13 protein-coding genes are annotated in these 13,429 nt (G+C 65.6%); 12 read left to right on the forward strand and 1 reads right to left on the reverse strand.

The features are described 5' to 3' along the window. The first annotated feature begins 76 nt into the window (after positions 1 to 76). The 4 genes from AB4Z16_RS18345 to AB4Z16_RS18360 all read left to right on the forward strand — a co-directional run bounded on the left by AB4Z16_RS18345 (position 77) and on the right by AB4Z16_RS18360 (position 3,922). Entirely contained in the window at positions 77 to 841 is a 765-nt protein-coding gene (locus AB4Z16_RS18345) for a carbohydrate ABC transporter permease (protein WP_441513080.1), read from the forward strand. A 91-nt stretch (positions 842 to 932) separates the two neighbouring features. Beyond that, positions 933 to 2,204: an extracellular solute-binding protein gene (locus tag AB4Z16_RS18350; RefSeq protein ID WP_441512791.1), complete on the forward strand. Its 1,272-nt coding sequence runs from the start codon at positions 933 to 935 to the stop codon at positions 2,202 to 2,204. Positions 2,205 to 2,291: 87 nt separating this feature from the next. Then, complete coding sequence (locus tag AB4Z16_RS18355) at positions 2,292 to 3,134, forward strand: phosphodiesterase (RefSeq protein WP_441512792.1); 843 nt, start codon at positions 2,292 to 2,294, stop codon at positions 3,132 to 3,134. Beyond that, positions 3,131 to 3,922, forward strand: coding sequence for an inositol monophosphatase family protein (locus AB4Z16_RS18360; RefSeq protein ID WP_441512793.1), 792 nt, complete (start codon positions 3,131 to 3,133; stop codon positions 3,920 to 3,922). Before AB4Z16_RS18355 ends, AB4Z16_RS18360 begins: the two co-directional genes overlap by 4 nt. A 10-nt stretch (positions 3,923 to 3,932) precedes the next feature. Here the strand turns inward: AB4Z16_RS18360 and AB4Z16_RS18365 are convergent, their stop codons facing one another. Beyond that, positions 3,933 to 4,883, reverse strand: coding sequence for a sugar-binding transcriptional regulator (locus AB4Z16_RS18365; protein WP_441512794.1), 951 nt, complete (start codon positions 4,881 to 4,883; stop codon positions 3,933 to 3,935). Between the two features lie 196 nt (positions 4,884 to 5,079). Here AB4Z16_RS18365 and AB4Z16_RS18370 point away from each other — a divergent pair, with 196 nt between their 5' ends. The 8 genes from AB4Z16_RS18370 to AB4Z16_RS18405 all read left to right on the forward strand — a co-directional run bounded on the left by AB4Z16_RS18370 (position 5,080) and on the right by AB4Z16_RS18405 (position 13,427). Then, positions 5,080 to 6,120: a zinc-dependent alcohol dehydrogenase gene (locus tag AB4Z16_RS18370; RefSeq protein WP_441512795.1), complete on the forward strand. Its 1,041-nt coding sequence runs from the start codon at positions 5,080 to 5,082 to the stop codon at positions 6,118 to 6,120. A 15-nt stretch (positions 6,121 to 6,135) separates the two neighbouring features. Continuing rightward, positions 6,136 to 7,596, forward strand: a complete 1,461-nt coding sequence (gene xylB, locus AB4Z16_RS18375) for a xylulokinase (protein ID WP_441512796.1) — start codon at positions 6,136 to 6,138, stop codon at positions 7,594 to 7,596. 72 nt (positions 7,597 to 7,668) lie between these two features. Beyond that, on the forward strand, positions 7,669 to 8,346 hold the full coding sequence (locus tag AB4Z16_RS18380; protein ID WP_441512797.1) for an HAD family hydrolase: 678 nt from the start codon (positions 7,669 to 7,671) through the stop codon (positions 8,344 to 8,346). Positions 8,347 to 8,353: 7 nt separating this feature from the next. Continuing rightward, a complete protein-coding gene (locus AB4Z16_RS18385) occupies positions 8,354 to 9,301 on the forward strand; it encodes a sugar-binding transcriptional regulator (protein WP_441512798.1) in 948 nt (315 codons plus the stop codon). Positions 9,302 to 9,456: 155 nt separating this feature from the next. Further along, on the forward strand, positions 9,457 to 10,770 hold the full coding sequence (locus AB4Z16_RS18390; RefSeq protein WP_441512799.1) for an extracellular solute-binding protein: 1,314 nt from the start codon (positions 9,457 to 9,459) through the stop codon (positions 10,768 to 10,770). Further along, positions 10,754 to 11,758, forward strand: a complete 1,005-nt coding sequence (locus AB4Z16_RS18395; RefSeq protein WP_441512800.1) for an ABC transporter permease subunit — start codon at positions 10,754 to 10,756, stop codon at positions 11,756 to 11,758. The genes AB4Z16_RS18390 and AB4Z16_RS18395 overlap by 17 nt, the downstream gene beginning before the upstream one ends. Before the next feature lie 7 nt (positions 11,759 to 11,765). After that, positions 11,766 to 12,656 (forward strand): ABC transporter permease subunit, encoded by an 891-nt coding sequence (locus tag AB4Z16_RS18400; protein ID WP_441512801.1) that lies wholly within the window; start codon positions 11,766 to 11,768, stop codon positions 12,654 to 12,656. A gap of 30 nt (positions 12,657 to 12,686) precedes the next feature. Further along, positions 12,687 to 13,427, forward strand: coding sequence for a glycerophosphodiester phosphodiesterase family protein (locus AB4Z16_RS18405; RefSeq protein ID WP_441512802.1), 741 nt, complete (start codon positions 12,687 to 12,689; stop codon positions 13,425 to 13,427). Positions 13,428 to 13,429 lie beyond the last annotated feature (2 nt).

The following is a 13,429-nucleotide window of genomic DNA, read 5'->3' on the forward strand; positions in this document are numbered from 1 at the left end:
GCCCGCCCATTCGGTGCTGCGCCGTTTCGTGACGCTGGCGCTGGTCCACGGCGTGCTGATTGCCGGTGCGATCTTCATGCTGGCACCCTTCGCCTGGATGCTGGTGACCTCGATCAAGCCGCCGGCCGAGATCTTCAGCGCCGAGATCTCGCTCTGGCCGAAGCAGTTCTACGGCCTGCAGAATTACGGCTTCGCCATGGAGAAGGCACCGTTGCTGCGCTTCGCGCTGAACGGCGTCATCCTCTGCGGCGGCATCCTGATCGTCCAGCTCCTCGTCGCCATCCCTTGCGCCTATGCGCTGGCGAAGCTGAACTTCCCCGGCCGCAACGCCCTCTTCGTGCTGGTTCTGCTCGGCCTGTGCATCCCCGTGCAGGTGCCGGCGATGCCGCTCTACATCGCGCTCGCCCAGCTCGGGCTGCTCAACACCTATTTCGCGATGATGGTGCCGTTCTTCCTCTCGGTCTTCGCCATCTTTCTGTTCCGCCAGTTCTTCCGCAGCTTTCCCGACGACATCATCAACGCCGCCCGGCTCGACGGCATGAGCGAGTTCGAGATCGTCTGGCGCATCGTCACGCCGAGCGCCTGGCCGGCCATCGCCGCCTTCTCGGTCTTCTCGGCGGTAGCGCACTGGAACGACCTTTACTGGCCGCTGATCGTCATCTCCGACGCCAAGCTCGCGCCGCCACCGCTGGGCATGATGTTCTTCGCCGATGCCGAGACCGGATCGAACTATGGGGCGCTGACGGCCGCCGCGACGATCCTCACGGCGCCGCTCGTCATCGCCTTCCTCGTCGCAAGGCGCCGGTTCATCGACGGCATCACCATGACCGGGGTGAAGTAGCCGGCTGCCGAGCCGCCCGCCCCCCAAGAGTTCAGGCCTGAAGCAACGCAACCCCGGACAGCCCCCCGCTGTCCTGCCAAGGAGATCACCCATGAAACCTCTCGGCAAAGTCCTTGCCGCGGCGGCATTGACCCTTCTCGCCTCGACGGCGGCCAGGGCCGAGCAAGTCACGCTCGACGTGCTCTACGCTTTCCCCGCTTTCGCCAAGTTTCACGAGCCGATCGCCGCGGAATTCATGAAGAAGCACCCGGACATCAAGATCAACTTCCGGGCGCCCGCAGCGAGCTATGACGAAGGCCATCAGGCGATGCTGCGCCAGTCCGTCACCAACCAGTTGCCGGACGTCTACTATTCCGGCTTCCATCTGCTGACCGAGCTCGTCGAAACCCTCGACAAGCGCAAGCAGCTCGTCGATCTCGGCCCGCTGCTGAAGGCCGAGCCGGAGGCCTGGCGCAAGGCCAACTATTCCGACGCCCTGCTCTCGCTCGGTCAGGTCGCCGGCAAGCAGGCGGGCCTTGCCTTCAACGCCTCGACGCCGCTGATGTATTTCAACGCCGAGCTGGTGAAGAAGGCCGGCGGCGACCCCGACAAGATGCCGGACAACTGGGCCGACACCGTCGCGCTCGCCAAGAAGATCCGCAACGGCGACACCGCCGGCATGGCCTACAACATCCATGACTGGCCGGATGACTGGCTCTGGCGCGGCGTGATCCTCCAGGGCGGCCATTCCATGCTGTCGGCAGACGGCAAGAAGGTCGCCTTCGGCGGCGAGGTTGGCGAGAAGACGCTGTCGCTGCTGCGCAGCTTCGTCACCGAAGGCGGCATGCCGCTGATCGACTGGGACCAGTCGCGCCAGCAGTTCATCGCCGGCAAGATCGGGATCTTCTTCGACACGCCCGCCCGCCTGCGCCAGGTCACCGACCTGATCGGCGACCGCTTCACGCTGAAGACCGCCCTCTTCCCGGTCGACGACAAGGCCAAGGGCAAGTTGCCGACCGGCGGCAACGCCGCGCTGATCACCGCCAAGGACGCCGCCAAGCAGAAGGCGGCCTGGGAGTTCATCAAGTTCGTCACCGGGCCGGAAGCCCAGAAGATCGTCGTCGAGACTGCCGGCTACATGCCCACCAATCTGCGCGCTGGCGAGGATGCCTTCCTCGGCCCGTTCTACAAGGAGAACGCCAACTTCCGCACGATCAACGGCCAGGTCTCCCGCGCCGCGCCGTGGGAAGGCTATCCGGGCGGCAACTCGGTGCGCATCTGGCGCCAGCAGCGCGAAGTCGTCGCCGGCGTGATGCGCGGCGAGATCCAGCCCAAGGCCGGCATCGAGCGCATCGTCTCCGAGACCGAAGCCCTGATGAAGTAATCGGCCGCGCTGCGCCGCCCGCCCCTCGCCGCCCGGTCCTGTCATGACCGGGCGGTTTCCCTTTTCCCGACCGCCGGACGTTTCCCGATGATAATTGCCCAGCTCAGCGACTTCCATGCCCGCCCTCATGGCAACCCCGCCTATGGCATTGTCGAGACCAACCCGGCGATCGAACGGGCTGTGGACCAGGTCCTGAAGCTGGAGCCGCAGCCCGACTGCGTGCTGGTCACCGGGGATCTCTCCGATTGCGGCCTGCCCGAGGAATACGGCATCGCCCGCGCGGCGCTCCGCCGCCTGCCGATGCCGGTCTACGTCATCCCCGGCAATCATGACCGCCGCGACACCTTCGCCGCGGAATTGCGTCCCGATCACTCTTACCTCCCGCAAGCGGGCTTCCTGCATTACGTCATCGACGATTTTCCCGTGCGGCTGATCGGGCTCGACACCGTCGTCGCGGGCAAGGACGGCGGCGAGATCTGCGCCGCGCGCGAGGCCTGGCTCGCCGAGCAGCTCGCAGAGGGACAGGGCAAGCCGACGGTGATCTTCATGCACCATCCGCCCTTCTCAGTCGGCGTCGACGGCATGGACATCATGCCGTGCAAGGTTTCGCCGGGCTTCGCCAAGCTGATCGCCGATCATCCCGAGATCGAGCGCGTGCTCTGCGGCCATTACCACCGGCCGATCCAACTGCGCTTCGCCGGCACCATCGGCTATGTCGTGCCGGGCACCGCCCATCAGGTCGCGCTCGATCTCAGGCCCGGCACGGAAAACAAATTCGTGATGGAGCCGCCGGCGCTGGCCCTCCATGTCTGGAAGCCCGGCCTCGGCCTGATCAGCCATCTCCAGCCGATCGGCGACTATGGACCGCGCCGGGATTTCGTGCTCGATCCCGCCTATCCCGGAAAGCCGCAAACGGTGCATGCCCCATGACCGAGCCACGCCTTCTCGCTCTACTCGGCCAGGCCGATGCTCTCGCCCGCCGGGCCGGCGAGGTGCTCGTGCAGATGCAGGGCGCCGAGCTCGGCGTCACCCGCAAGGAATTGAATGACGTGGTCACGGCGGCCGACCTCGCCTCCGAGCGCCTCGTCATCGACGGCCTGCGCGCGCTGACGCCGGAGGCGGCGATCCTCTCCGAAGAGGCCGGTTTCTCCGGTTCGGAACAGGCGCCGCGCTGGATCATCGACCCGCTCGATGGCACGGTGAACTACGCGTCCGGCTTGCCCTGGTTTTCGGTCACCATGGCCTATCAGGAGCAGGGCCGCACGGTTCTCGGCCTGACCCATGCGCCGCTCGCCGGGCTCTCCGCGTGCTTCACTGAGGGCGGCATCGCGACGGTCGACGGCCGGCCGGCGCGCGTTTCCACCACGAAGCGCCTCAGCGACGCCACCGTCTCGATCTGCCTGACCTCTCACTACACTGCCGAGGAAGCGAGCCGGACGGCCGACGTCATCCGCCGCCTCGCCGGCCTGTGCCGCGGCGTGCGGGTCATCGTTTCCGGCGGGTTGGAGATGTCGCTGGTGGCGGCCGGCCGGCTTGACGCCTTCATCGGCCTCAAGGCCGACATCGTCTCGCATGCCGCTGCGATGCCCCTCGTGCGGGCGGCGGATGGCCGGGTGACGACGGTCGAGGACCAGGATTCGCGCGACGAAGATCTGGAGAAGATCGTCACCAACGGCGTGATTCACGCCGAATTGCTGCAGGCAATCCGTAGCGCCTGAGGCTTAGCGGTCACACGGTGGCCGGGGCCTCGAGCACGGCGGCCGCCGCATCCTCGTCCGTGATCAGCACAGAAGCGAGCTTCCCGCGCAGTGTGGCCGCAATGACCTCCGCCTTGTTGGCCCCGCCGGAGGCCAGGATCACGGTCGGTATCCGGCGCAGGGCTTCGAGCGGCAAGGCGATGGCCCGGCGGTTGATGGGATGCGCGACAGCCTGGCCGCTGCGATCGATGAACTGACCGAGCATGTCGCCGACAGCGCCAGCTTCCGCCAGTTCCGCGACCCGGACATCACCCGGTAGCCCGTAGCGCACCAGCAACGATCGCGCGCTCAGATCGCCGGCGCTGAGGATCGCGACATCGGTCGCTCGGATTCGGGCGAAGGCCGCCTCGAACACATCCTGCGCCAAGATGATGTCGCGCGATTGCGGGGCCCCAGCATAAATCGGCGCCGCCAGATAATGGCATTGCGCCTGCCAAAGCCGGGCGAAATGGCTGGCGATTTCGAAGGTGTTGATCTCGATGCCATAGGTCAGCCCGCCCATCATCGAGGCCACCGCGAGATCGCGATATTGCCCGGGACGGACATGCCGGATGGTTTCCCTGAGGGTTCCGCCCCAGCCGACGCCGAAGATGCCGGTGGGCTTCTCCTCGATGACCCGCGAGACGAACTCTCCGGCGGCCTTGCCGATCTGCATTGCGATCTGGCCGGGATCGGCGGGGCTGGGCACGACGATCGCGTCTGTCAGGCCGAATTCCGCCATCAGCGCGCGTTCAAGCCGGACGCAGCTTTCCAGCCGGGAGTTGATGGTGATGTTGACGAGCCCGCTGCTGCGCGCCTCGACCAGGAGCCGGTTGACGCGCAGGCGGGTCATCTTCAGTCGGTCCGCGATTTCCGCCTGGGTCAGCCCTTCCATGTAATAGAGCCACGCGGCTCGAACTTGCGTCTGCGGTTCCTCCGGCATGGCGGTGTCCTGATGCGATGGGAGCCGCCTATGAAGCGGTCGACAATGGTAGGCGAGGTCTTCGAAGCTGGCTTACATCGCTTTCGCAAGCGCCGACAATGCTGAGGGCCCGGGCGGTATCACGCTTGACGCAAACCAATGTAAATCACAAAATACATTTGCATAAGATTATCCGCATAGCGAGTGGCGACCACCCATGTCCCGTGCCGTCTTCCTTCACGCCGCAGGCGATGCGCGTGTCGCCCCGTTCAACCTCCGCGAGGGAGCGCCGGGCGAAACCCTGCTCGACGTGGCGGCGGTTGGCCTCTGCGGCAGCGACCTGCACTACTACAAGGATGGCGGCATCGGTTCGGCTGTGATTGCGACGCCCTTCGTCCCCGGCCATGAATTCAGCGGCTGGCTGACCGAGGATTTGCCGGAACTCGGCCTGCCGCGCGGCGCCCTGGTGGCCGTCGATCCCAACCAGGCCTGCGGCCATTGCGAGCATTGCCGGAGCGGGCATCCCAATCTCTGTCCCGACGTCGTCTTCATCGGGGCCCCGCCGCATGACGGGGCGATGACGGAACGGATCTGGGTGCCGAAATCGCAGATCGTCGCGGTTCCCGAGGCCTTCTCGCCGAGCGATGCGGTGATGCTCGAGCCGCTCGGCGTCGCGATCCACGCGGTGGACCTTGCCAAGCCGCGCCTACTGGAACGCGTGGCACTGATCGGCTGCGGCCCGATCGGCCTCCTGATCCTGCAGGTGCTGCGCACGGCCGGGGTCGGCGAGATCCTTGCCTGTGATCCGCAGCCGCACCGCCGCGAGCTGGCGCTCAAGCTCGGCGCGAGCAGGGCTGGCGCCAGCGTCGCCGACATCGCCGAATGGACAAATGGGGAAGGCCTGCCGCTGGTCATCGAGGCTACCAATGCGCCCGAGGGCTTTCGCGACGCGATCCGCGCCGCCCGCATCGGCGGTCGCGTCGTCCTGGTCGGCATCCCCGACGGCGACAGCTATGTGATCCCCGCCGCAGAAGCGCGCAGGCGCGGTCTCAACATCAAATTCTCGCGCCGAATGGGCCATGTCTATCCGCGGGCGATCGAACTGGTGGCGCTCGGCAAGGTCGATGTCGATGCCGTTGTCAGCCATCGCTTCCCCCTCGCCGAGGGGCCTACCGCGTTTCGCCGCCACGCCGCCAACGAGGCTGGTATGGTGAAGAGCATGATCTATCCGGGCCGCTTGCCTGAAGAACATCGCTGAACCGCAGGCCTTGTTGTGACCTTCATCGGCATCGATCTCGGAACGTCATCCGTCAAGGCAGTGCTGGTCGATGACCGGCAGCACGTGCTCGCCACGGCGACGCGAGAGCTTGCCGTCGCTCGCCCCTTCCCGCTCTGGTCGGAGCAGAATCCCGCGGACTGGATCGCCGCGACGCTGGATGCGCTGCGCAGCCTGAAGGGCGCTGCTCCCGAAGCCTTTCGCCGCTGCGCCGGCATCGGCCTCTCCGGACAGATGCACGGCGCGGTTCTGCTGGATAAGCATGATGAGCCACTGCGCCCGTGCATTCTTTGGAACGATGGCCGCGCCGCGGCGGAATGCGCGGAGCTCGAAGCGAGGGAGCCTGATTCCCGCGTCATCACCGGCAATATCGCCATGCCCGGCTTCACCGCGCCCAAGCTTCTATGGGTGCGCAGGCACGAGCCCGACATCTTCCGGCGAACCCGCCGGATTCTCTTGCCGAAGGCCTATCTGCGGCTCGCGCTGACCGGTGAAGCGATCGAGGACATGTCCGATGCGTCCGGAACGTTCTGGCTCGATGTCGGCCGCCGCGACTGGTCGGACCGGATGCTGGCCGCGACCGAGCTCGATTGCAGCTTCATGCCTGAGCTTGTCGAAGGGTCGCAGCCGGCGGGCCGCATGCGGGCAGAGCTCAGCCGAGAGCTGGGCTTCAACGCGCCACCCCGCTTCGCCGGGGGCGGCGGTGACAACGCCGCCGGAGCTGTCGGCCTGGGCGCCGTGGTACCCGGCAGCTGCTTCCTTTCCCTTGGCACCTCCGGCGTCTTGTGGCGCACGACGGCGGGTTTCGAACCCCGCACCGGCAGCGCCGTTCATGCCTTCTGCCATGCCTTGCCGGAGCGCTGGCACCAGATGTCAGTCCATCTCTCGGCTGCCGCCAGCCTGAGCTGGTGGGCGTCGATCTCCGGGCGAACCGAGGTGGCGCTGCTGCAGGAACTCGGCCCGCAGATGGAGCGCCCGGTACCGGTGCTCTTCACGCCCTATCTGTCGGGAGAACGCACACCGCACAACGACCCGCGGATGCGCGGCAGCTTCATCGGCCTCGGCCACGAGACTGATCGCACGGCGATGACCCAGGCCGTGCTGGAGGGCGTCGCCTTTGCCTTCAAGGATGGCAAGGAGGCACTGGAAGCTGAAGCCTCGCCAATCGAGGAAGCCATGGTGATCGGCGGCGGGGCACGTTCGGATACCTGGCTGTCTATCCTGTCTGACGTGCTGAACCTGCCGCTCAAGCGCTATCACAAGGCCGAGAGCGGCGCCGTCTTCGGGGCTGCGCGCCTGGCCCGCCTGGCCTGCACCGGCGAAAGCCCGGAAGCGATCTGTACGCGGCCGTCTGGCGAAGCCGCTATCTTCACGCCGCACCCCAGGAGGGCTGCGGCCTATGCCGAGCGCTACGCGGTCTGGCGGCGCGCCGTGGAGGTCAACCGCACGCTGCGCTGACGGGACAGAGTTTGACAGGCGGTCGGGCGAATGCTCTTCATGTGAGCATTCGTTCGAACTGACTGTTGCCCGATGCCCCCTCCGCTCCCGCCCTTCGACCTTGTCATCCTCGACTGCGACGGCGTACTCGTCGACAGCGAAACCATCAGTTGCCGGACCCTCGTCGATATTCTCTCGCCCTTCGACTCGCGCTATGATCTGGAGATGGTCATGCGCCGCTATCTCGGGCGGCCGGCCAGCGCCGTTGTCGAGGATTACGAGAGAATGACCGGCCGCCCGGCCTCGGCTGACTTCACGCGGAACTGGCGGGCGCAGCTTTTCGCAGCCTTCAGGAGCGATCTCCAGCCTGTCGATGGCGTCCGCGACGCGGTCGCAGCCTTCGGCGGCGACTATTGCGTGGCTTCGTCGAGCGATGAGGAACGCATCGAGATCTGCCTGCGCCAGACCGGGCTCTGGGACCTGTTCGAGGGACGGATCTTCAGCACGACGCGCGTGCGGCGCGGCAAGCCGGCACCGGACCTCTTTCTTCTTGCCGCGAGCGAGCGCGGCGTCGCGCCGGAGCGCTGCCTGGTGATCGAGGACAGCGTCAGCGGCGTGACCGCGGCGAAAGCGGCGGGGATGACCGCCTATGGCCTCGCTGCCGGCAGCCATTTCGCCGTACTGGATCAGCGCCAGGCACTTCTGGCAGCTGGAGCCGATCGCCTTTTCGAATCCTGGCAGGAGCTCGCGCTCGCGCCGGCGCCTCACTGAGAACGCGATGGCCGAGAACGACAACACCCGCCTCGACGACGCAGCTCGGGCCGGCTGGCTCTACTATATTGCAGGGCGCACGCAGGACGATATTGCGCAAACGCTGAACATTTCGCGCCCGGCGGCCCAGCGCCTCGTCTCGCTCTGCCGCAGCGAGGGCCTGATCAGCTTCCGTATGAATCATCCGATCAGCACCTGCATGGATCTGGCCGCCAGGCTGCGCGACCGTTTCGAATTGCTGCATTGCGACGTCGCCCCCTCCGACGGCTCGACGGAAACCGGCGCGGCAGGCATCGCCGCGCTAGGCGGCGTGCTGATCGAGCGCTGGCTGCGCTCGCGCAAATCGCTGGTCATGGCACTCGGCACCGGCCGCTCGATGCGCGCCAGCATCGAGCGCGTCCCCCCGATGTCGTGCCCGCTCCACCGGCTGGTTTCGCTGGTCGGCACAATTTCCCCCGATGGCTCGGCCAGTCCCTTCGACACGTTGGTCAAGCTCGCCGAGATCACCAAGGCACAGCATTTCCCGATGCCGCTGCCACTTTATGTGTCGAGTCCCGAGGAGCGCGCCCAGCTCGTCGAGATCGAGTCGATCCGGCGTATCCGCACCATCGCCGCCGAGGCGGATCTCTGGCTGATGGGCATCAGCCAGATCGGCGAGGATGCCGTGCTCTATCGAGACGGCTTCATGACCCGCAGCGAATTGCTCGAAATGGTTCGCCACGGCGCCGTTGGCGAAGTGACCGGGTGGGTGTTCGACGCCGAAGGCCGCTTTCTCGACCGCGGCACCAACCTGCGCGTCACCAGCGTGCCGCCGGAGCCGGGCAGCGCCCGCCTGCGCATCTGCATCGGCCAGGGTCCGGCCAAGGTCGCGCCGCTACGGGCCGCCCTGACCGGCAAGATCGTCAACGGCCTCGTTACCGACGAGGGTACCGCCCGCGCCCTGCTCGCGGACTAACTCCACTCCCCAGGCCGACCGTTCCCTGCTCGCGCGCCGGTCACCGCGCAACCGCCGTCCGCTTGTCGCCAAGAGTTGACATGAGAAGCCAGTGTGCGAGCATATGCTTCAATAAAGAGCATATGCTCGCAAAAAACTGATGAGGGAGGCTTTGCATGCGACCTTTCTATGGTGCGTTGGCGGGTGCGGGCGCTCTGCTCTTGGCAGGGCTCAGCTCGGTGCAGGCAGCGACTGAAATAGAGTTCTGGCACGCGATGAGTGGCGCGCTTGGCGAACGGGTCGACGAGTTGGTCAAGAAGTTCAACGACTCGCAGAAAGACTATGTCGTCAAGGCTATCGCCAAGGGCACCTATGACGAGGTCCTGAACGGCACCATCGCGGCCTATCGCGCCAAGCGCCAGCCCGAGATCGTGCAGTCGAACGAGCGCTCCTTCCTGACCATGGTCAATTCCGGCGCCATCCTCCCGACCAGCGAACTGATGGCGCAGCAAGGCCATCCGATCGATACCTCGAAGTTCATCACGCCGGTCGTCAGCTACTATGCGATCGACGGCAAGCTGCAGGCGATGCCGTTCAACTCCTCCACGCCGATCCTTTTCTACAACCGTGACCACTTCAAAGCCGCCGGCTTCGACAAGCCCGGCACGACCTGGCAGGAGCTGGAACCGCAGCTCGACGCAATCAAAGCCAAGGGCGTGTCAAAATGCGCGATGGTGCTCCCCGGCGACTACGAGTGGAGCTTCCTCGAGAACTACAGCGCCGTGAACGACATCCCGTATGCGACCAAGCGCAACGGCATGGACGGCCTCGACACCAATTTTGTCTTTAACAAGGGCAAGCTCGTCGGCCACGTCGAGCGCATGAAGCGCCTCGTATCGTCCGGCGTCATGCAGCTCGCCGGCCAGGGCATCATCCCGATCCAGCTCTTCACCTCCGGCGAGTGCTCGACCATCATCGCCTCTACCGCCTCGCATGCCGCCGTCGTCGCGGCTGCGAAATTCGACTGGAGCGCAGCCGAGCTGCCGTACGAGCAGGGCGTCACGCCGAAGAACAGCGTCATCGGCGGCGCCGCTCTCTGGACCCTCAAGGGCCATACGCCGGAGAAGTACAAGGCGATCGCCGCCTTCTATGACTTCCTCGCCAGGACCGACACGCAGGTCTGGTGGCACCAGGCGACGGGCTATGTCCCGGTCACGACCGCGGCTTACGAAGCTGCAAAGGCTGAGGGCTACTACCAAAAGAACCCGACGCGCGAGATCGCCGTGGTGCAGCTGATGCGCGGCACGCCCAGCGACAATTCGCTCGGCTTCCGCATCGGCAACAGCAACCAGATCAATGTCGCCATCATGGAAGAGGTTTCGGCGGCTTTCCTCGGCAAGAAGCCCGTGCAGCAGGCGCTCGACGATGCGGTCTCCCGCGGTAACGAGTCGCTGCGCCGCTACGAGCAGCTCAATGCTGGCAAGAAATAAGGCACCTGGCCTTCCAAAGGCGGCAGGCTTGGGCGGCCTGCGCCTCCGGTCGCCGCTGCGGCACCTCTTCCTGCAGGGCGCCGGCGATGCGCAAGGCGAAAGCGGACTGAAGCGCGCGCATTTCAAGGAATGGCGCCTGCCCTTCTGGTTGCTCGCGCCGCAGCTCTTCATCCTGCTGCTGTTCTTCTTCATCCCCTCGATCAGGGCGCTGATCCAGGCTTTCCAGCTGACGGAGTTCGGCGCCACGACCCAATGGGTCGGCTTCCAGAATTTCGAGCGGCTCTTCCGCAGCAACGTCTACTGGTCGTCGGCGCAGGTCACGCTGATCTTCACAATCATGCAGAGCGCGCTGACCCTGTCGGTCGCGCTGCTGCTCGCCTTCGCCTCCAACCATATCCTGCGCGGCCGCGGCGCCTATCGCACCGTGCTGCTGCTGCCTTATGCGATTGCGCCCGCGATCGCCGGCATCATGCTGGCCTTCTTATTCAACCCCCGCGTCGGCCCCGTCGCCCACATGCTGCAGGGCCTGGGGTTGGACTGGGACCCGAACCGCAACTCCTGGCACGCTCTGGCCCTGATCGTCATGGCGGCGTCCTGGAAGCACATTTGCTACAATTATATCTTTCTGGTCGCGGCGCTGATGTCGGTGCCCCAGTCTATCCTCGAATCCGCCTATCTCGACGGCGCGGGGCCCATCCAGCGCTTCCTGCGCATCTCGCTGCCGATGATCACGCCGACGCTCTTCTTCCTGATCGTGATCAACTTCGTCTACGGGCTGTTCGAGACCTTCGCCATCGTCGACGCGACCACGCGCGGCGGCCCGGCCGGCGCCACCTCGATCCTTGTTTACAAGGTCTATCAGGACGGCTTCGTCACGCTCGATCTCGGCTCCTCCGCCGCGCAATCTGTGGTGCTGATGGCGCTAGCCCTCTTCCTGACCTTCACGCAGTTCCACTTCGTGGAGCGCCGCGTCAACTACAGCGTCTAGGGCGGCGATGAACGAGCGCACACCCGTCATCGACGCGATCTGCCACCTCATCTTGCTCGCAGGGGCCGCGCTCGTCTGCCTGCCGATCTACTTTGTCTTCGTCACCGGTTCTCTCTCGCAGGCCGAGATCATGCGTGTGCCGATGTCCTGGCTGCCTGGCAGCCAGTTCTTCGCGAACATGCAGACCGTGCTGAGCAGCGCCAATTTCGGCCGCCTGCTGCTCAACTCCTTAATCATCGCCACCGGCATCACCGTGGGAAAGCTTGCCGTTTCGGTCATCGCGGCCTTCGCCGTCACTTATTTCCGCTTCCCCTTCCGGATGACCGCCTTCTGGCTGATCTTCATGTCGCTGATGCTGCCGATCGAAGTGCGCATCGTGCCAACCTACGAATCTGCCGCGAATGTCGCCCTGCCGCTCAACATCCTCGGCTCCTGGCTCGGCATCCAGGCGCTGGTCGATCTCGACTGGAACCTCGTCAATACCTATTCGGGCCTGATCCTGCCGCTGATCGCCTCGGCCACCGCGACCTTCCTGTTCCGCCAGTTCTTCCTCACCATCCCCGACGAGCTCTGCGAGGCCGCGCGCATCGACGGCGCGACGCCCTGGCAGTTCTTCCGGCTGATCCTGCTGCCGCTCTCGCGCTCGAACATCGTGGCGCTTGCGATCATCCTCTTCCTGATGGGTTGGAACCAGTATCTCTGGCCGCTGCTGCTCACCACCGAGCCCGCGATGGCCAATGCAGTAATCGGGCTAAAGAAGCTGATGCCGCAGGGGGACTCGCTGCCGACGTGGCATCTCCTCATGAATGCGGCCTTGCTAACGATGCTGCCGCCGACCCTCGTCATCCTCGCCCTCCAGCGCTGGTTCGTGAAGGGGCTGGTGGATAGCGGCAAGTAACCGACCAATAGGCAAGCAGGGCTCATCGACATGCGGATCATCGGTCATCGCGGCGCGCGCAACATCTGGGCGGAGAACAGCCTGAGCGGCTTCCGCAATGTCTGCGCCTTGAGCGTCGACGCGGTCGAGCTCGACGTCCACCTCTCCAGCGATGGCGAGATCATGGTGATCCATGACCCGCTGCTCGATCGCACCACCGACCACAAGGGACCGGTCGCGCATCTCTCGCGCGAGGCGATTGCCAAGGTGAAGCTCGACGACACGCTCGGTGAGACGATCCCGACGCTGTCGGAGGTGCTCGACATCTTCGGTCCGACTGGGATCGAGCTCGAAATCGAGATGAAGATGGATGCCTTCGGCAATCCCTATCCCGGCCTGGTCGACAAGGTCATCGCGCTGGTCGAAGCCCGCAAGATGGCGTCGCGCGTCGTGCTGACCTGCTTCGTCCCGGAGGTTATCGAGGACATCAGGGCCAAGGCGCCCGGCATGCGCAGGCTCGCCTCGGTGGACCGCCGCTCCTGCGAGGCTTTCGGCGGCGTCGATCGCATCTTGCAGCGTTTCGTCGATCTCGGCTGCATCGTCGCGGTCGAGCAGTCGCTCCTGCGGCTGAGCGTCGATCGCGCCGTCGGCATCGTCGGCCGCGACAAGCTCGGCGCCTGGGTGCCCAATACCGTGGGCGAACTCGATTTCTGGCTCGGCCAGCCAATCTCGCAGATCACCAGCGACCGCCCCGATCTCGCCCTGCAATTGCGCGCTGCGAGGAAGGGCTGAGA

Source organism: Allobosea sp. TAF32 (assembly GCF_052113585.1).
Classification (GTDB): domain Bacteria; phylum Pseudomonadota; class Alphaproteobacteria; order Rhizobiales; family Beijerinckiaceae; genus Allobosea.

Bases quoted from the DNA above. Each gene is read 5' to 3' on its own strand.
- AB4Z16_RS18345 (WP_441513080.1), top strand. From the start codon at position 77: ATGCTGGCACCCTTCGCCTGGATGCTGGTGACCTCGATCAAGCCGCCG.
- AB4Z16_RS18350 (WP_441512791.1), top strand. From the start codon at position 933: ATGAAACCTCTCGGCAAAGTCCTTGCCGCGGCGGCATTGACCCTTCTC.
- AB4Z16_RS18355 (WP_441512792.1), top strand. From the start codon at position 2,292: ATGATAATTGCCCAGCTCAGCGACTTCCATGCCCGCCCTCATGGCAAC.
- AB4Z16_RS18360 (WP_441512793.1), top strand. From the start codon at position 3,131: ATGACCGAGCCACGCCTTCTCGCTCTACTCGGCCAGGCCGATGCTCTC.
- AB4Z16_RS18365 (WP_441512794.1), bottom strand. From the start codon at position 4,883: ATGCCGGAGGAACCGCAGACGCAAGTTCGAGCCGCGTGGCTCTATTAC.
- AB4Z16_RS18370 (WP_441512795.1), top strand. From the start codon at position 5,080: ATGTCCCGTGCCGTCTTCCTTCACGCCGCAGGCGATGCGCGTGTCGCC.
- AB4Z16_RS18380 (WP_441512797.1), top strand. From the start codon at position 7,669: ATGCCCCCTCCGCTCCCGCCCTTCGACCTTGTCATCCTCGACTGCGAC.
- AB4Z16_RS18385 (WP_441512798.1), top strand. From the start codon at position 8,354: ATGGCCGAGAACGACAACACCCGCCTCGACGACGCAGCTCGGGCCGGC.
- AB4Z16_RS18390 (WP_441512799.1), top strand. From the start codon at position 9,457: ATGCGACCTTTCTATGGTGCGTTGGCGGGTGCGGGCGCTCTGCTCTTG.
- AB4Z16_RS18395 (WP_441512800.1), top strand. From the start codon at position 10,754: ATGCTGGCAAGAAATAAGGCACCTGGCCTTCCAAAGGCGGCAGGCTTG.
- AB4Z16_RS18400 (WP_441512801.1), top strand. From the start codon at position 11,766: ATGAACGAGCGCACACCCGTCATCGACGCGATCTGCCACCTCATCTTG.
- AB4Z16_RS18405 (WP_441512802.1), top strand. From the start codon at position 12,687: ATGCGGATCATCGGTCATCGCGGCGCGCGCAACATCTGGGCGGAGAAC.